Below are 16,519 nucleotides of genomic sequence, written 5' to 3' on the forward strand. Positions count from 1 at the left end.
TGCGGGTGTCCGTCAGGGTCTTCGTGCCTCGGCTCGACGGGTCCGAGCTCTCGTGACGGGCGAATGCTTGTCTGCGGTCAGGGTTCCGCAGTGAGTCGATAGACGTGGGCTCTCGGTCCGCCGGAAGGCAACAGCACATAGTCGGCGGCGCGTGTGCAGCGTTCCCCGAGAAGAGGAATCAGATCATCCGCCGAGGCGATCCCGAGGGCTCGTGAGGGCAGAATCACCGGTGGGTGGTCCGCGCGGGCTGCGTGCACGAGGATCCGCTCGCCGTCGTGTTCGCGCAGGAACGTCATCGAGTCATCACCGACATGCACCCAGCGCAAACCACCACGGCGCAGCGCGACGTACTCACGCCGTAGCTCGATCAACAGGCGGTAGAACTCCAGAGTTCGGGTGTCCCACTCCTGCTGCCGGTTCCAGGGAAAAGGCGTGCGCGAATGTTCCCCGTCCACTCCTGTGAGCCCGATCTCGTCCCCGGCGAAGATCGATGGCACTCCGGGCATGGTGAGCTGCAGTACCGTTCCTACCAGGTGCTTCTCACGTCCCCGCAGCGAGATGTCCCCGGAGCCGTCACCCCCAGTTGCAGTGCGGAACCTGGGCAGATCGTGGGAGTCCAGGTGCAGGGTGGATGCGGTCTGCGCCCGCCATGGCATCTCCGCGTGGACTTCGCGCATGCCGGTGACCACATCGATGCCGCCGAGGACCGGAGACGCGGTCGGCTGACCGAAGAACGGGCGGGTCGAGTTCTCGGCCCCACCGAGCCACGTCCATACGGGACGGGTGAAACCGGCGTAGTCCATGGTGCCGTGCCAGCCATCGCCCTGGAGGTCGGGCCCGGCGTCGTGCCCGTGCTCGGCCAGCACCCACACGTCCGATTTCGCCTCCCGAGCCGTGGCCACCAGCGTCCGGGCGACGTCGTGGGCGAGATCCTGCGCGCCGTATCTCCCGGTCATGTTCGCCACATCGATCCGCCAGGCGTCGAGCCCGGCGGTGAGCCAGCGGGACACGACGGAATCGGCTCCCTCGTACATGCGTCGACGCAGTGCCGTGGAGGAGTGGTCGAGCTTGGGCAGGGACGGCAGATCGAACCAGGATGCATAATCGTCGGGGTGCTTCTCGAAGAAGTAGTAAGCCGTCTCGGGTGCCTCTGCGTCGGCCTGAGCGGCGAGGAACCACTCGTGTGAGTCGCCGGTGTGATTCGTGGTGAGGTCACCCATCACCCGCAGCCCGCGAGCGTGTGCTGCATTGACCAGAGCAGTGAATGCCTCGTCGCCACCGAGTGACGGATCAACCCGGTCGAAGGTGGATGCATCGTATCGGTGGTTGCTGTGCGCAGGGAAGAACGGCGTGAGATACAGCACGGTCGCGCCGAGCTCGGCGACGTGGTCGAGATGCTCGACGATTCCGGCCAGATCACCGCCGAAGAACTGGAGGGGGGTCCGAGGTCCTTGGTGGACGACGGCGTCATCCCATGCAGCCGGGCGGGCCCACATGGGAGGAGTCCGTGTGTCGGCAGCGGCCGACCGGCCGAACCGGTCCGGGAACACCTGGTAGACCACCGCGTCAGCGACCCAGTCGGGCGTAGGCGGGTATGAGATCATGCGGAAGTCAGCGGTGTCGGTGACCTCCCTGCGATGGATCCCGGTGGCGTTCAACCACGCGTACGCCCCTGCGAACGATTCGGGTGGCCCGGTCAGCAGGAACCGGTACCGGGTCACGGGATTGACCAGGCGGAGCGGCGCCCGCCACCACGTTCCCGAGGCGTCGCTCTCCTCCTGTTCGGCGGGAGCCAGATGCGGTTCGCCGTCGAGTACAGCCCGGAGTGTGACAGCAGACGCTCCTGATTCTCCACGAGCATCGTGCGGGACGAAGATGCGCAGGTTCACCACGTCCCCGAGAGCGGGCGCCTGCTCGGGTACGTACAGCGTCGACCCGTCGTGGTGCGGGTGATGGAGCAAGTGGTCGGTCGATGCTGGAGACTCGTTCTCGGTCGCAGAGGATGTCATCAGCCTTTGACCGACCCCGCCGTGATACCTCCGACAATGAATTTCTGCAGGTACTGGAACAGCAGGATGACAGGTATGGAGGTGAGCACGGCAGCCGCGGCGAACACCCCGAGATTGTTGGTGCGATCGGCGTCGAGCAGTCCGTAGAGCCCGACGGCCAGTGTCTTGATCTCATTGTCGCGCAGGAAGATCGAGGCGAGGATGAACTCTCCGAGTACGCCGATGAAGGCGAGCAGACCAGTGACAGCGATGATCGGGCGGACGAGAGGCAGGATGATGAGGAAGTAGAGCTGCGTGTGCGAAGCACCGTCCATGAGGGCCGCTTCATCCAGTTCACGCGGGATCGAGTCGAAGAAGCCCTTGATCAGCCAGACCTGACCGAGCGCTCCGCCGAGGAGCACCACGATGTACCCGGTCAGCGTGTCGAGGCCGATCGCCGGCAGCACCTCACCGATGGAGGTGAACATCAGGAACAGTGCCGCAGCTGCGAGGAACTGCGGGAACATCTGGATCAGCAGGAGCGTCAGGAGGCTTCCGCGACGGCCCTTGAAGCGGAACCGCGAGAACGCGTACGCGGCCAGCGCACTACAGAAGATGGAGGTGATGACGACGGCGACCGCCACTATGAGGGTATTGAGGAACCATCGCGCGAACGGCCGCGTCGGATCGGTGAAGAGTGCCACGTAATTGTCGATGCTGACGGTGTCGGGCAGGACGGATGTCGACGAAACACTACCGACCGGGTTCAGGGACGCAGACAGGATGTACAGGATCGGAATGACCGCGTACAGGACCGCGATGATACCGATGACGTGACGCCAGCCGACCTCTCTGAACCATCGGCCGCGCGACACCTTGTTGGCCGTCCGCGGGCCCTTGAAAGCTCTACCTCGCCGAGAAGGATCGCTGAGATCGGCTGGTGCTGGTACCTGACCGGCCTGCGGGGTTACTTGTGTCATGTCAGCCAACCTCCTCGAGTGCACGGGTGGCACGGAATTGAAGTGCGGCGAGAACGCCGGTGATGATGAACAGAACCACGGAGATTGCCGAGGCGAAGCCGATCTGCTGACCGGCGCCTCCGACCGCCAACCGGTACGTATAGCTGATCAGGATGTCCGTACCGCCCGCGGTCGGATTGTCCGGACTGAACGGTCCACCCTCAGTCAGCAGGAAGATCGCGTTGAAGTTGTTGAAGTTGAAGGCGAAGGATGAGACCAGGAGAGGAGCGACGGCGACCAATAACAGCGGGAAGGTGATCTTGCTGAAGTTCGTCCAGCCGGTTGCGCCGTCCAGCGAGGCAGCTTCCTTGTAGTCGGACGGGATGGCCTGCAACGCACCTGTACAGACCAGGAACATGTACGGGAAACCCAGCCAGAGATTGGCCAGCAGGACGGCGACTTTCGCCCAGAACGGATTCCCGAGCCAATTGATGTCGAGGTTCAGCACATTGTTGATCAGCCCGAACTCGGAGTTGAAGAAACTCGACCACACGAGCAGGGCAATGAATCCCGGGATTGCGTAGGGGAGCAGCAGGATCGAGCGATAGGCCCGTTGGCCCCGTACCCGTGCGTCGTTCAGAACGCTGGCGAGGAAGAGACCGAGAGCGAATGTCGTACCTACCGACAGGACCGCGAACACCAGCGTCCAGATGAAGATGCCGACGAAATCGCTACTGATGCGCGGGTCGGTGAACGCACGGACATAGTTGTCCAGGCCGACGTTCTCCTCCCAGGACTGGGTGGAGAGGCGTTCACCCTCGGCGCTGGTGAACAACTTGCGGTCCCCGGACTGTACCGGCGTGTAGTCAACGCCCGTTTCGACATTCGTGATGGTGTCCGCTGCGGCGTCGTACTCCAACGGTGAATAGAGCTCGACGGCGCTGAAGCCCTGGGCCGTGATGACACCATTGTCGGTTGGTACCGCAAACCCCTCGAGCTCCCCGCCCCGTTGGCTGAACTCGTTGATCTGGCGGCGGTCGAGCAGTGTGAAACCCTCTGCCGCAGTGATGGCGCCATCCTCTACGGTGACGGTGTCCGGGTCGAGCTCGGTGAGCCCGTCCGGTGTTCCTGCGAAGACCTCGTCGGTCGCGGCGTCGAGGAGGAGGAAGGTGTAGGGCCCGGAAGTGGCCGTGCCTTCACTACCGACTGCGAGTTCGAAGGTTCTCGCTCCCTCTGCCTGCTGCGCAGCGGCGCCGATGATTCGGGAAACTGTCACCTCCTTCGAGGTGCGCGTCCCGTCGCCGTAGTTCGTGGTGGAGAGCTGGAACGTCATGAGGATCGGATACACGACGAAAAGCACGAGCAGGAGTGTGCCCGGTACGAGGTATTTCGCCGGGACGAACCGGCGGGTCGCGTAGGTCACTCCGAGTACGGCGACGACACCCCAGACTACTGCGAGGAATCCCCACCGATCGGTTCCCACTAGGGCTGGGGTCAGCATGACCGCGAGACCGATGATCGTGCCGAGTGCCACGATCTTGATCAGTAGCCCGACCACTCCGCTGGATCTCTCGGTCCTGCCCTCCGGGTCTCTCCGCCGTCCCTTGTCCTCGGCCCTGCTCATCAAACGCTGCTCCACGCCGTCACGCTCCAAAGTTGGTTGCAGACCTCAAGGGGTCGGATAAGAGGGGACGCGGATGGTCCCGTTGTCCCCGGGGGCCGGACCTGAAGTGCCGGCCCCCGGATACGATGGCGTTACTGGCTGGCTATGGCGTTTGCGATGGTTTCCTGGGTCTGGTTCATCGTCTCGGCCGGGTCAGCACCCCCGATGATGGCCGACCAGGCCTGTCCGAGCGGCGCGAACACCTCAGCCATCGCTGGAATCGCCGGCATCGGAGCGCCCTCGTCCGCCGCGGTGGCGAACATCAGGACATCCTCGTCGGTGACACCCTCGCGCACGGACTCCATGGCCGGCGGCTGATTGCTCGCCTCGAACAGGGTTTGCATGGCTTCTTCGCTGTTGATGCCATTTGTGACGAACTCCTCCGCGAAGGCCTTGTTCTCACCGTTCGAAGCAACCATGAATCCCTGGCTGCCCATGAACGGTTCGGCCGGTTGCATGCCCTCGAAGCCGGGGACGGGCTGGATGGAATAGTCCTCACCCAGCGCTTCCCTGACATCGGGCAACGCCCACGGGCCGGAGACCATGCAGCCCGCGCGACCCTCGGTGAACAACGAGAGGTAGTTGTCACTACTGATCGACCGACGGATGGTGTTGGTCTCGTCCTCGCCCAGCGTGGCGATCTTCTCAGCTGCGGCGATCGAATCCGGCGTGTTCAACCCGAGATCGGTCGGATCGTAGTTCCCCTCGGCGTCACGACCGAAGATGTACCCGCCTGCGGAGGTGAAGAGCGGCTGCATGTGGTATGCATCGCCCAGCTGACCCTGCTGGAGGACGAGCGGGACATCGATGGTTCCGTCGTCGACCGCCGACTGACTGGCAGCGATGACGTCCTCGATCGAGCTGTAGGTGTCCGGTGCGTACTCCGTGTTGCAGTAGAGAGCCACGGACTCCACCATGTACGGCAGCGCATACAACTGATCTCGGTAGGTGGAGGCATCGACCGCCGTCTCGGAGTACGCCTCGAGATCGTCCGGCGAGAGTTGGAGAGGATCGACGGCGCCGTTCTGCACGAGCTGACCTATCCAGTCATGCGCACCGGCGAGTACATCGGGACCATTGCTCGCAGAGTTCGCCGTGATGAAATCCTGGCGTGTGTTGACGATGCCCTGGACCCCTACCGATATGCCGTTCTCCTCGGCGAACGCGTCGGCGACCTGCTGAATGTACTCGACCCGGTCCGGTTCAGCCCAGATGATGAGGTCCTCGTCACCGCGAACGGCGGGCGCGGCGCTTTCCGATGCCGGCTGAGCCGACCCGCTCGAGTCGGACGATGCCGTGTCTGCCCCACTACACCCGGTGAGCAGGAATGAAACGCTGGCAACGACGGCAAATGATCGGACAGTGGTGCGCGTTGTTCTGGTGCGCATGGTGCTCCTCACGCGGGGATCGGTTGGCGCAAGCTTCGATCATTGCGAGAGCGCTGCGCTGCGGACAGGTCGACAGTAACCCCTCGGAGCCCCACATTGGAAGCGCTTGCGTTGCCTTGCTGTTCTCGTGCGAATCGCCCGCGACCCGAGGCGAGTGGGAAGGGTTTTGATGAGCAGCCACAGCGTTGTCTGACGCGGGCACTCTCCAGTGTGATCCGAGAGGACGAGCGCCGGATCGAGACTCGCCGGTACGCCACCGGAAGCGGTTCCACATTCGAACCAGCTTCGGTAGGGTCGCGATCATGACGCATGTCGGCCCGACCACAGCACAGTTGTCCGTCGGTCCCCGAGGTGTACATCTGTCCGGTGAGGGCTCGGGTCAGGTCGACGATTGGTGGCATTGCTCGGACATTCATCGGGTGTCATGAGCGGAGGCAACGCTGCCGTGATCGGCATCAAGGATGTGGCTCGCGCCGCGGGAGTCTCCCAAGCGACCGCCTCGCGCGCACTGAGTGGACGCGGAAGCGTGTCGGAGCAGACGCGTGACCGGGTTCGAGCGGCAGCGGCAGACCTCGGATTCCAGGTCTCCTACCACGCATCAAGTCTTGCCACGGGCCGCAGCCGCAATATCGGTGTCGTCCTTCCCTACGTCAACCGCTGGTACTTCTCGACGGTCCTGGGAGGCCTTACCCGGCAGATCATCGACGCAGGCTACGATCTCACCCTGTACGACTTTCGGGGTGGGCTGCACCGCCAGAGCGTCCTGAACGACTTCCTGCTGAGAAAGCGGCTCGACGGGGTGATCACCGTGGGCCTCCGACTGGACGACGCCGACGCGACGCGGCTGCTATCCCTCGGCATCCCCATCGTCAGTATCGGCGGGTCGCTTCCGGGCATCGCCTCACTGACCGTGGACGAACGGGCGATCGGCCGCCTCACCGCAGATCACCTCGTCAGTCTTGGGCATACCCGAATTGCGCATATCGGAGGTGAACACGAGTCCGATCTCTACTTCCACATCTCCCGATCCCGGCGTGAGGGCTACCATGCCTCAGTGGACGCTGCTGGTCTCGAGCGAAGGTCGGCATGGTCGGTGATCAGCGACTACACCGTGAACAGCGCTTACGCGGTAGCGAAGTCCTTGCTTGCAGATCCGCACAACCGACCGACCGCGGTCTGCTGCGCGTCCGACGAAATGGCCATCGGTGTGATCCTGGCAGCTCGTGATCTCGGCTTGCACGTCCCGGAACAGCTATCGGTCATCGGGGTCGACAACCACCCGCTCGGCGCGGTTTTCCAACTGACGACCATCGACCAGTTCGTCGAAGAACAAGGGACACGAGCAGCACTGGCTCTTCTCGACGAACTGGGAGACGCTCAGGAGGGCAGCAGTGGGGTGCTACCCGGGTTGAGCGAGTTGCCTCTTGAGATGGTGGTTCGATCGTCCACTGCAGCCCCTGACGAAACGCAGAACCCCACCTTCCAGTGAGTCTGTGCCGGACCATCTACTGTTGGTCGTGGACATGACCCGGAGGACACCACCCGAATGACATGCAACGGTTGCAGGACGTCGACGAGACTCGACGTCGATTTCAGTATGGCGTTCCAGCCCATCTACGACGCCGACCCCGGCCGCGTATGGGGCTACGAGGCACTGGTCAGGGGAGTGTCGGGTGAGGGAGCCTACGAGATCCTGTCGAGGGTCACACCGGAGCAGATGTACCGCTTCGACCAGGACTGCCGCGTCAAGGCCATCGAACTCGCGGCGAGACTCTTTCCCGCCGGCGAGGAGCTGATGCTCTCGATCAACTTCATGCCGAACGCTGTCTACGAACCGGCCGCCTGCCTGCGGGCCACGCTGCGTGCCGCCGAGCGGTACAGCTTCCCGACGTCGTCGATCATGTTCGAGTTCACCGAGAACGAGGAGGTGACGAACACCGCCCACCTCCAGAACATCATCGCCGAGTACCGCAGGCACCACTTCACCACGGCCATCGACGACTTCGGTGCCGGTCACGCGGGGCTCGGGCTGCTGGTGGACTTCCAGCCGGACCTGATCAAGATCGACATGAAACTGGTCCGGGGGATCGATACGAGCCCGGCGCGCCGGGCGGTGGTCACCGGCGTCGTAGACATCGCCCGGGAGCTCGGCATCACGGTACTCGCGGAAGGCGTCGAGACCGAGGCGGAGTTCCTGGCCCTGAGGGCGGCCGACGTCCGACTGTTCCAGGGATACTGGGTGGCGCGGCCCGCCTTCGAGGAACTCCCAGGCATTCGGACGGAGCTGATCCGGCAGAACGCCGAACTCGCCGGACCTTCGGTCGGGCCATCTCATCCCACGCCCGCCTGATCGCCCTCACCCGGTGGCTCCGGTGTCATACCCGGGGACTTCGGTCGTCGGGATGGCCGGATATACGGCGTGTCCCTGCCCGACACGCGGGGGTAGGAGTCAAAGACCCCGGATCCGGGACGACGTCGGCACAGCAGCAGAGGTGGACAGCGGACGGCCGGTGAATCGCCGGTTGCCGTCTTCCCTTCCGGGTCGCGGAGTGGGACCGTCGAGGGACAGGACATTCCGGATGGAGGAGCACCATGGCATTTCGCAAGGGCGACAAGATCGCGTGGAACACCCCGCAGGGCCAGACGGAGGGCTCGGTGGTGGAGAAGCACGAGAAGGAGTTCACCTTCGACGGGCAGAAGTTCAACGCGTCGAAGGATGAGCCGTACTACACCGTCGAGAGCGCGAAGTCAGGCAAGCGGGCCGCTCACAAGGAAAGTGCGCTGACGAAGAAGTAGCAGCCCGCCGTCACTTCAGCGGATCGTGACCCCAATTCATGAGCGAGTACCGCCACTTCGAGGTCTCCAGGTCCTCCTTGGACGGTCTCTGGGCCAGGTGCCGGTGGACGTAGCCCACTACTTTGCGCATGTGGTCGACATCGTCGTCGGCGAGATCGGCCCGCTTGGTCCGCAGGATCTCTACGATGCGACGCCCTGAACTGTGGCCGACCGACTCGTCGTTCTCCGAGTCCTTCTGGCCCACCGACAGGGATTCCTCGGACTCGAGCCAGTCGCTGAGTTCCGACGCGGTCATGTTGACGGCGTCCTTCCAGTCGGACCAGATCTCGTCGGGGTCATGCGAGGCAGCATTCATCGGCGTCGGGCCTTTCATAGCATGTCGTGCGTCGGAGCAGAGAGCGTGTTTTCTGCGAGGTTGCAATAGCTTAATCGTAAGCTGGCTGATAAATGTAGAGGGTAGGTCAACCCAACGTCTAAGGAGTTCTACATCATGGCAGGAAACCTATTGGCACGATCCGCCCACGATCTGGGTGCGGCGGCCTGGTTCGGCGGTACGCTCATGGGCGCTGTCGGCCTGAACGGCGCGACGGCGAAGGCGAAGGATCCCAAGGAGCGCACGCGCCTCTCCTCGCTCGGTTGGGCGAAGTGGACCCCGGTGCAGATCACGGCGTTCGCGGTTCACGGCATCGGCGGCCTCGGCCTCATCGGTGCGAACAAGGGACGCGTCGGGGGCCAGGACAGCGTCGGCTCCAACACCGTCTGGAAGTCCGTCGTGACCGTCGTCGGCATGGCATTGTCGCTGTACTCGGGCATCCTCGGCAAGAAGGTCGGCGACCTGTCCCACGAGGGAGGTCAGGGAGTCACCGAGCCCCACGGCGCTGCCAGTGACGAGCTGGCCAAGGCTCAGAAGCAGCTCAAGGTGGTCCAGTGGCTGCTGCCGGTCTTCAGCGGCGCCGTCATCGTCATGGGAGCGAAGCAGGGCGAGATGCAGCGTCCCGAGAACATCGTGAAGGGCCTGCTCAGGAAGTAGGACCTCTCGTCCACGAGGCCCCCGCGGCCCGCTGTCGACACCCCTCGAGGTGCCCGACGGCGGAAGGCGGGGGCCTCGTGCGTTCCCGATCCTCCTACCGCGCCACGATGCAGCGTGATCACTGCATCGTGAAAGCCCGCGCGACGCCGCCGTGAACGGCGCCGTTGCGGATCAGCGCGCCGAGGACGGCGTTGCGCGGCCGCATCAGGACAGCGGGCAGCGGTCTGCCGAGCGCCATGTTCAGATGAGCCTTCCGACGTGCCAGAGCTGCCTGGGCCCGGCGTTCCTTCTCGTAGCGGGCCAGGTGTGCTGCGACATCCTTGCCGTCCTGCAACGACGCACCGATGATGGGGGCCAGCCGCGCCGCGTCGAGCCATCCGAGGTTCATCCCCTGTCCGCCGATCGGGGAGATCTCGTGGGCTGCGTCGCCGACCAGCACGGTCCGCCCAGCCACGAACCTCTTCGCAAGACGCGAACGGACATCGAAGGCACTGATCATGGAGTTGGTGTCCGGGGCGACGCCGATGCCCGTGCGCTCTCGGATCAGTGCAGCGAGCTTCTCCACGGTGGGGTGTTCCACCGGCGAGCCGACGCGGACCACCCAGCGCCGGAGTCCGTCCGGAAGAGGAAAGGATTCCACGATCCCGCCGGTCTCCAGGTACAGCACGGCGTCGTCGCCGTCGTCGGTGTCGTCCCGGAAGTCACCCATGACGTAGCAGTCCGGGTAGCGCCGTGGGCGCGCACTGATCCCGGCGTCGTCCCTGACCGAGCTCCGCGCCCCGTCTGCCGCGACGATCAGCTTCGCGTCCAGGACGGCGTCCTCGCCCTGGCTCCTCGTGACAGCCAGGACGCGGTCTCCGGCGTCGTGCGTGGTCAGCAAGGCTACCCCGCGCAGTAGTGTTCCCGGGAAGTCGCGTTCGAGTCGCCGCTCGAGGATCTCCTCGGTGACGGCCTGGGGTACGGCGAGAACGTACTGTTCGGTGCCGGGCAGGACAGAGAACGAGACGGTGCCCACGTGCCGACCGCCGCTGCGGGCGATGCCGTCGCGGATCAGCACTCCGCGCCGGCGCAGTTCGTCCGCGACGCCGGCCGCCGCCAGGGCCCGCAGCGCCGGCGGATGGATGCCGATGGCACGCGAGTGGCTTCCGCGCTCGGGTCGGCGTTCGAGCACGACGACGTCGAGGCCGGACTGGCGCAGGAGCAACGCCGTGTACAGGCCTACCGGTCCGCCACCGACGACGATCACGTCATGCATGGTCGGTGATCCCCTCGACAGCGACGTCTGTGTCCGGCCGCTCGAGGACGAGCAGATTGATGAACGGCGCTCTGGTGAGTACCTGCCAGCCGTCCCGGCCCCTGATCGCGGTGCGCAGCTCGGCCGGAGTGTAACTGCGGCGGATGGAGGTGAGCCCGTCCTCGCGGATGAACGATCCAGGAAGCGGCAGTGTGCCCACGGAGAACAGCGCGTAGCCCGCCGGGTGACGCGCGATGTCGCTGTGGACGACCACGCGCCGGGCCAGCTGTTCCGAGTCGTCGAGCAGGTCGCCGAACTCGCCGGGATCGAGGTGATGGAGCACGTGGTTCGATACCACGGCGTCGAACACGGCGCCCTCGGTCACGAGTTCCGAACTCAGCGCCCGGCGGAAGGAGAGTCCGGGCAGCGGAGGAAGCCGTGTCGCATAGGCGTGCGCGCGCTCGTCGGGGTCGATCGCCGTCACCTCGAGATCGAAGCCGTCGAGCCGCGCCCAGCGGCTCAGCGCCCGCGGCACGTCGCCGCCGCCTGAACCGACGTCGAGCAGGGTGTTCACCCGATCGCGCGAGAACACCGGGCGGAGCAGCGAGGTGTAGGTGCGGCGCCATCCCGAGACGACGGCGTTGACGATGCCGAACTGTGCGTAGGTCCGGTCGAGGGTGTCCGTGTCGCAGTCAGCCCGGTCCATCTCCTCGATGGACACGGTGTCCCGTCGGGCGAGGAACCGCTGTCGGTTCATGCGCCCGCGTTGGTCAGGATGGGTTCGAGATCGGAGGGCACCGCGACATCGCCGTCGGCGGTTGCACCGGCATCGGTCGACGCCGGAGCGTCCTCGGTCGAACGTGCACCGATCCGCGTGAGCAGTGCGGTCTCGACGGTCAGACCGGGCCCGAATGCCATGGAGCAGATGCGGTTGTTCCCCTCGGTCGCCGGCTGATCCATGATGTGCTTGAGGACGAACATGACCGTCGCGCTGCTCATGTTGCCGTAGTCGCGCAGCGTGTCCCGTGCCGGGACGAGCTGCTCCGGGGTCAGACCGAGCTTCGCCTCGACCTTGTCGAGGATGCTGCGGCCGCCGGGATGGATGGCCCAGTGCTCGATCTGCGCGTAGTCGAGCCCCTGCAGGGACTCGTCCCGCGCCAGGAGAGGTTCGAGGGCACCGATGATGTGCTCGTCGATGATGTGGGGGACATAGGTTCCCAGGACCATCTCGAAGCCTTCGTCGCCGATGTTCCAGGCCATCGATTCCTCGCCCACGGGCGTGAGGACCGTCTCGAAGTGATCGAGGGTGAGCGCCGGCGCCTCCACCGGGAGGTCGCGTGCCGAGATGATGGCGGCTGCGGCGCCGTCGGCGAAGAGCGAGGACCCCACGATCGTGTCCGGATTGTTCGACGAGCGCACGTGCAGCGAGCACAGTTCGGCGCTGACCACGAGGACGACGGCGTCGGGATCCGCGTCGCAGAAGGCCTTCGCCGCGCGCAGGGCCGGGAATGCCGCGTAGCAGCCCATGAAGCCCAGGTGGTAGCGCTGCACCGACGGATCGAGGCCGAGCGCACGGACGATCTTGTAGTCCGGACCGGGTGCGAAGAACCCGGTGCAGGAGACGGTGACCACGTGGGTCACATCCGCCGCCCCGATACCCGCGGCGGCGTCGAGTGCCTTCCGGGCGGCCTCGACGAAGAGCTTCGTGCCCTCCTCCGCGTAGAGCTCGTTGCGGGTCTTGGTGCTCGGCGTCAGGATCCGCATGGTCTTCTGGTCGAAGAAGACGGGATTGTCGAACGACCTCTCGACGGTCAGCTCCTCCAGCGCCGTGTAGCGGGTCTCGATGCCCGACGAGTCGAAGGCGGCGCCCACCAGGCGCTGACCGAGCCGGGTGAGATCGGGTTGCGCTGCGAACACGTCACGGACCTGCGGCTGGATCATGATCGTGTCGGGTACAGCTGTTTCGAGGGCTCTCAGGATCACTGTCATATCTCCATTACTAGAGGATTGACCCTTCAAACACAACGACAGTAAAATTCTCGGCTTCGCCGGCACGATCAGGTAGGTGGGCTTACCGGATCCATGCGGGGCTCTCCGGGGTCCACACCAAGCCGGGACCTGCCGCACACCGAATCACAGCTATCATCGCCGGCGGATCCGCCGCCCGGCCGACTCGGACGGATCACTCGTGATACTCCTGACTGCACCACACCACGGCCGCCGCGCCGCTGTGCTCATCGCCACGCTGAGCGCGGGCCTGGCGCTCGCGGGGTGTGGTGCCACCGAGGAGGATCCCCTGGGGGTCAACAGCGCGGGTGAGGATTCCCCGGCCGTCGCGGCCGGCACTGCAGGCGAGGGAGATTCGAGCAGTGCTGATCCGATCGGGCTCGCGCAGGGCGAGGATCCGCTGGGTATCGGACTCGACGGTGCGGCGCTGTGCGGGGTGCAGCCGAAGGACAGTCGACTCCACTACACGGTGATGCTGCACAATCCCACCCTGGAGTCGTTCACCTTCGGTGAGATGACGCTCGGCGATCCCGAGGAGCTCGTCATCCTCTCCTCCCAGGCGCAGACGGCGAACCGCGAGGGACATCACCACGGCGGAACCGCGAAGGGTGGGCACGATGCCCACGCAGCAGTCCCGACGCCGACCGCGAGCCCGGAGCCGATCGGCCCTCCCGTCGACGCGGAGGGCTATGTGTTCGAGCCCGATGCCCACGTGAACATCATCGTCACGGTCGAGCTCGCCGAGGGGGCCCCGCACGGCAGTGCCGAGAACATCGTCGTCGCCTTCTCCTCCCCGGAGCGCGACTATGCCGTGGCCCATCCGCTGAAGATCGACGTCGACGCGGTCTCCTGCGCCTGAGTACACCCATCCCGGAACGACAGAACCCCCGCACTGAACAGCTGCGGGGGTTCTGTAATCCTGTGGGCCGACCGATCAGGTCGAGCTGGATCAGGCCGGGAGGTTCAGCGTGTGACCGGCGTAGATCAGGTTGGGGTCGACGATGGTGTCGGTGTTCGCGGCGTACAGTGCCTGCCAACCGCCGACGACGCCGAGGTGCTGGGCGATCTCGCTGAGCGTGTCGCCCGACTGGATCAGGTAGGTCTCGCCGCTCAGGACGACAGGTGCCGCTACCGGAGCGTGGACCACAGGTGCGGCGGCGACGGGAGCCTCGGCCACGGGTGCGGCGACGGGTGCCTGCGCAACCGGTGCGACGGCGACGGGTGCCTGCGCAACCGGTGCTGCTACGGGTGCCTGTGCGACAGGTGCTGCTACGGGTGCCTGCGCAACAGGTGCTGCTACGGGTGCCTGCGCAACGGGAGCTTGCGCTACCGGAGCCTGCACGACGGGTGCCTGGACTACGGGAGCCTGAGCTGCGGATGCCTGGCCCGAGGCGATATTGGATACTCCACCACGGAGGCCAAGCTGGTTGGCACATGCGGGCCACGCGCCCCAGCCCTGACCGGCCAGAACCCTTTCGGCCACAGCGATCTGCTCTTCACGAGAGGCGTCCTGTGCCCGGCCCTGGCCACCGAAGCCGGTCCAGGTGGACTCGGTGAACTGCAGTCCACCGGAGAAGCTGTTGCCGGTGTTGATGCCCCAGTCACCGCCGCTCTCGCATACGGCCAGTGCGTCCCAGGTTTCCTCGGGGACGGCATTGGCTGCACCGGCGGCCGAGCCGAGGGCGAGCCCGGTCAGGGCGAGTGCTGCGAAGCCGCGGCGCGCGGTCGTGCTGAAGGAGTGAGTGTTCATAAGTGTTCGATGCTCCGGAAGGCCACCCGCACTAGGTCCGTCCCCGGACTTCTTCGCGCCGCTGCTCGCCCTGACAATATAGAGGTCATGATTCGGCAGCCGCCGGATGAGCAACGAGCGGTGGAGTGCGGTGCCGGGCATTGATCGCTGCTCGTCGTACTGAGGAGTACCTGCGGCAGCATGTCGCTTCCCCGAATGGGGACCTGATCCTACGGTAGGGCACTTTCGTTTCGTTGCCAAACCGGTATGGGGCGAATCTTGACAATCCGGTCAAGTGGGGGAAGCGGCTGGTATCATCTGCCGGCGTTGAAGGTCGTATGCATGGAAGGGCCCGGATCGCAATGATCCGGGCCCTTCCGGTTAGTGCTTCGGAGTGCTACCTATGCGGCGACGGAGCCGTGCGGATCCAGCACGTACTTCGTCGCGGCGCCGGCGTCGAACTCCTCGTAACCGCGCGGGGCGTCCTCCAGCCCGATCGTCTTGGCGTTCACGGCCTTGGCGATCTCGATACGGTCGTGCAGGATCGCCATCATCAGCCCCCGGTTGTACTTCATCACCGGACACTGCCCGGTGGTGAAGGACAGGGACTTCGCCCAGCCCGTGCCGAGGCTGAGCGAGAGTGAACCCACCTTCGCGGCGTCGTCCGCCGCTCCCGGATCACCCGTCACGTAGAGTCCCGGGATCCCGAGGGCGCCCCCGGCGGCCGTGATGTCCATGAGCGAGTTCAGCACCGTGGCCGGTGCCTCCGTGCCGGCCTTGTCGCCGTGGCCGCGCGCTTCGAAGCCGACGGCGTCAATGCCGCAGTCGACCTCGGGGACGCCCAGCAGCTGTTCGAGCTGGTCGGCCGGATCGCCCTTGGACACGTCCACGGTCTCGCATCCGAAGCTCCTGGCCTGCGCGAGACGTTCCTCGTTGAGGTCACCGACCACGACGACGGCGGCGCCCAGCAACTGCGCCGACGCCGCTGCGGCCAGACCGACGGGCCCGGCGCCCGCCACGTAGACCGTCGAGCCCACACCCACGCCCGCGGTGACAGCACCGTGGAAACCGGTCGGGAGGATGTCCGAGAGCATCGTCAGGTCGAGGATCTTCTCCATGGCCTGGTCGCGGTCGGGGAACTTCAGCAGATTCCAGTCCGCGTAGGGCACCAGGACGTATTCGGCCTGGCCGCCCACCCAGCCGCCCATGTCCACGTAGCCGTAGGCGCTCCCCGGTCGGTCCGGATTCACGTTCAGGCAGATGCCGGTCTTGCGCTCCTTGCAGTTACGGCACCGGCCGCACGCGATGTTGAAGGGGACCGAGCACAGGTCTCCCTTCTTGATGAATTCCACGTCGCGGCCGACCTCCACGACCTCGCCCGTGATCTCGTGGCCCAGCACGAGGTCGATCGGGGCCGAGGTGCGTCCACGCACCATGTGCTGGTCCGATCCGCAGATATTGGTGGTGACGGTCTTGATGATCACCCCGTGGTGAACCTGTCGGCCCACGTTGGCCGGGTTCACTCCCGGCCCGTCCTTCAGCTCGAATGTGGGGTAGTCGGTGTCGATGACCTCGACCTTCCCGGTCCCCTTGTACGCAACGGCTCTGTTACCACTCATGGAACGTTCCTTCCTGGTACCTCCGTGGCCTCCGGAAGACCCGGGCGCCACCTCCGCGCCCTCGTGTCGACTCGGGCGGCGGATGCTCGGAATCTAACACGCGAGC

The 16,519-nt window shown here is 65.3% G+C and carries 15 protein-coding genes; 5 read left to right on the forward strand and 10 right to left on the reverse strand.

What is annotated here, in order from left to right:
• Positions 1–77: 77 nt before the first annotated feature.
• The 4 genes from E8P82_RS07135 to E8P82_RS07150 all read right to left on the reverse strand — a co-directional run bounded on the left by E8P82_RS07135 (position 78) and on the right by E8P82_RS07150 (position 5,998).
• Complete coding sequence (locus E8P82_RS07135) at positions 78–2,009, reverse strand: glycoside hydrolase family 13 protein (RefSeq protein ID WP_211096818.1); 1,932 nt, start codon at positions 2,007–2,009, stop codon at positions 78–80.
• On the reverse strand, positions 2,009–2,968 hold the full coding sequence (locus E8P82_RS07140; RefSeq protein ID WP_136453813.1) for a sugar ABC transporter permease: 960 nt from the start codon (positions 2,966–2,968) through the stop codon (positions 2,009–2,011). The genes E8P82_RS07135 and E8P82_RS07140 overlap by 1 nt, the downstream gene beginning before the upstream one ends.
• A 1-nt stretch (position 2,969) precedes the next feature.
• On the reverse strand, positions 2,970–4,586 hold the full coding sequence (locus tag E8P82_RS07145) for an ABC transporter permease subunit (protein ID WP_246021056.1): 1,617 nt from the start codon (positions 4,584–4,586) through the stop codon (positions 2,970–2,972).
• 116 nt (positions 4,587–4,702) lie between these two features.
• Positions 4,703–5,998, reverse strand: coding sequence for a sugar ABC transporter substrate-binding protein (locus tag E8P82_RS07150; RefSeq protein WP_136453814.1), 1,296 nt, complete (start codon positions 5,996–5,998; stop codon positions 4,703–4,705).
• 424 nt (positions 5,999–6,422) lie between these two features.
• Between E8P82_RS07150 and E8P82_RS07155 the strand changes: the two genes are divergently transcribed.
• The 3 genes from E8P82_RS07155 (at position 6,423) to E8P82_RS07165 (ending at position 8,794) form a co-directional block, all read left to right on the forward strand.
• Complete coding sequence (locus E8P82_RS07155; RefSeq protein ID WP_246021058.1) at positions 6,423–7,487, forward strand: LacI family DNA-binding transcriptional regulator; 1,065 nt, start codon at positions 6,423–6,425, stop codon at positions 7,485–7,487.
• A 57-nt stretch (positions 7,488–7,544) separates the two neighbouring features.
• A complete protein-coding gene (locus E8P82_RS07160) occupies positions 7,545–8,348 on the forward strand; it encodes an EAL domain-containing protein (RefSeq protein ID WP_136453815.1) in 804 nt (267 codons plus the stop codon).
• A 242-nt stretch (positions 8,349–8,590) separates the two neighbouring features.
• Positions 8,591–8,794, forward strand: a complete 204-nt coding sequence (locus tag E8P82_RS07165) for a hypervirulence associated TUDOR domain-containing protein (protein ID WP_136453816.1) — start codon at positions 8,591–8,593, stop codon at positions 8,792–8,794.
• Positions 8,795–8,804: 10 nt separating this feature from the next.
• Here E8P82_RS07165 and E8P82_RS07170 read toward each other — a convergent pair whose 3' ends face one another.
• Positions 8,805–9,149 carry a DUF3140 domain-containing protein gene (locus tag E8P82_RS07170; RefSeq protein WP_136453817.1) on the reverse strand — a complete coding sequence of 115 codons (345 nt, stop codon included), beginning with the start codon at positions 9,147–9,149 and terminating at the stop codon, positions 8,805–8,807.
• Positions 9,150–9,284: 135 nt separating this feature from the next.
• On the opposite strand from E8P82_RS07170, the gene E8P82_RS07175 reads away from it, so the two are divergent.
• Positions 9,285–9,824: a hypothetical protein gene (locus E8P82_RS07175; RefSeq protein ID WP_136453818.1), complete on the forward strand. Its 540-nt coding sequence runs from the start codon at positions 9,285–9,287 to the stop codon at positions 9,822–9,824.
• 118 nt (positions 9,825–9,942) lie between these two features.
• On the opposite strand, the gene E8P82_RS07180 is transcribed toward E8P82_RS07175, so the two are convergent.
• From E8P82_RS07180 to E8P82_RS07190, 3 genes are read right to left on the reverse strand one after another with little or no spacing between them, the layout of a single operon-like run.
• Positions 9,943–11,079, reverse strand: a complete 1,137-nt coding sequence (locus E8P82_RS07180) for an FAD-dependent oxidoreductase (RefSeq protein WP_136453819.1) — start codon at positions 11,077–11,079, stop codon at positions 9,943–9,945.
• Positions 11,072–11,815, reverse strand: coding sequence for a class I SAM-dependent methyltransferase (locus E8P82_RS07185; RefSeq protein WP_136453820.1), 744 nt, complete (start codon positions 11,813–11,815; stop codon positions 11,072–11,074). The genes E8P82_RS07180 and E8P82_RS07185 overlap by 8 nt, the downstream gene beginning before the upstream one ends.
• Positions 11,812–13,047, reverse strand: a complete 1,236-nt coding sequence (locus E8P82_RS07190) for a type III polyketide synthase (RefSeq protein ID WP_136453821.1) — start codon at positions 13,045–13,047, stop codon at positions 11,812–11,814. Before E8P82_RS07190 ends, E8P82_RS07185 begins: the two co-directional genes overlap by 4 nt.
• A gap of 199 nt (positions 13,048–13,246) precedes the next feature.
• Between E8P82_RS07190 and E8P82_RS07195 the strand changes: the two genes are divergently transcribed.
• On the forward strand, positions 13,247–13,924 hold the full coding sequence (locus tag E8P82_RS07195) for a hypothetical protein (protein WP_136453822.1): 678 nt from the start codon (positions 13,247–13,249) through the stop codon (positions 13,922–13,924).
• Between the two features lie 90 nt (positions 13,925–14,014).
• Here E8P82_RS07195 and E8P82_RS07200 read toward each other — a convergent pair whose 3' ends face one another.
• Both E8P82_RS07200 and fdhA read right to left on the reverse strand, forming a co-directional pair.
• Complete coding sequence (locus E8P82_RS07200; RefSeq protein ID WP_136453823.1) at positions 14,015–14,815, reverse strand: LysM peptidoglycan-binding domain-containing protein; 801 nt, start codon at positions 14,813–14,815, stop codon at positions 14,015–14,017.
• Positions 14,816–15,195: 380 nt separating this feature from the next.
• Positions 15,196–16,413 (reverse strand): formaldehyde dehydrogenase, glutathione-independent, encoded by a 1,218-nt coding sequence (fdhA, locus tag E8P82_RS07205; RefSeq protein ID WP_136453824.1) that lies wholly within the window; start codon positions 16,411–16,413, stop codon positions 15,196–15,198.
• Positions 16,414–16,519 lie beyond the last annotated feature (106 nt).

This window comes from Arthrobacter echini (assembly GCF_004803505.1).
In the GTDB taxonomy this organism is placed as follows: Bacteria; Actinomycetota; Actinomycetes; order Actinomycetales; family Micrococcaceae; genus Arthrobacter_D; species Arthrobacter_D echini.

Excerpts from the sequence above, each read along its gene's own strand:
- E8P82_RS07135 (WP_211096818.1), bottom strand. The coding sequence starts at position 2,009 with ATGACATCCTCTGCGACCGAGAACGAGTCTCCAGCATCGACCGACCAC.
- E8P82_RS07140 (WP_136453813.1), bottom strand. The coding sequence starts at position 2,968 with ATGACACAAGTAACCCCGCAGGCCGGTCAGGTACCAGCACCAGCCGAT.
- E8P82_RS07150 (WP_136453814.1), bottom strand. The coding sequence starts at position 5,998 with ATGCGCACCAGAACAACGCGCACCACTGTCCGATCATTTGCCGTCGTT.
- E8P82_RS07155 (WP_246021058.1), top strand. The coding sequence starts at position 6,423 with ATGAGCGGAGGCAACGCTGCCGTGATCGGCATCAAGGATGTGGCTCGC.
- E8P82_RS07160 (WP_136453815.1), top strand. The coding sequence starts at position 7,545 with ATGACATGCAACGGTTGCAGGACGTCGACGAGACTCGACGTCGATTTC.
- E8P82_RS07165 (WP_136453816.1), top strand. The coding sequence starts at position 8,591 with ATGGCATTTCGCAAGGGCGACAAGATCGCGTGGAACACCCCGCAGGGC.
- E8P82_RS07170 (WP_136453817.1), bottom strand. The coding sequence starts at position 9,149 with ATGAATGCTGCCTCGCATGACCCCGACGAGATCTGGTCCGACTGGAAG.
- E8P82_RS07175 (WP_136453818.1), top strand. The coding sequence starts at position 9,285 with ATGGCAGGAAACCTATTGGCACGATCCGCCCACGATCTGGGTGCGGCG.
- E8P82_RS07180 (WP_136453819.1), bottom strand. The coding sequence starts at position 11,079 with ATGCATGACGTGATCGTCGTCGGTGGCGGACCGGTAGGCCTGTACACG.
- E8P82_RS07185 (WP_136453820.1), bottom strand. The coding sequence starts at position 11,815 with ATGAACCGACAGCGGTTCCTCGCCCGACGGGACACCGTGTCCATCGAG.
- E8P82_RS07190 (WP_136453821.1), bottom strand. The coding sequence starts at position 13,047 with ATGACAGTGATCCTGAGAGCCCTCGAAACAGCTGTACCCGACACGATC.
- E8P82_RS07200 (WP_136453823.1), bottom strand. The coding sequence starts at position 14,815 with ATGAACACTCACTCCTTCAGCACGACCGCGCGCCGCGGCTTCGCAGCA.
- fdhA (WP_136453824.1), bottom strand. The coding sequence starts at position 16,413 with ATGAGTGGTAACAGAGCCGTTGCGTACAAGGGGACCGGGAAGGTCGAG.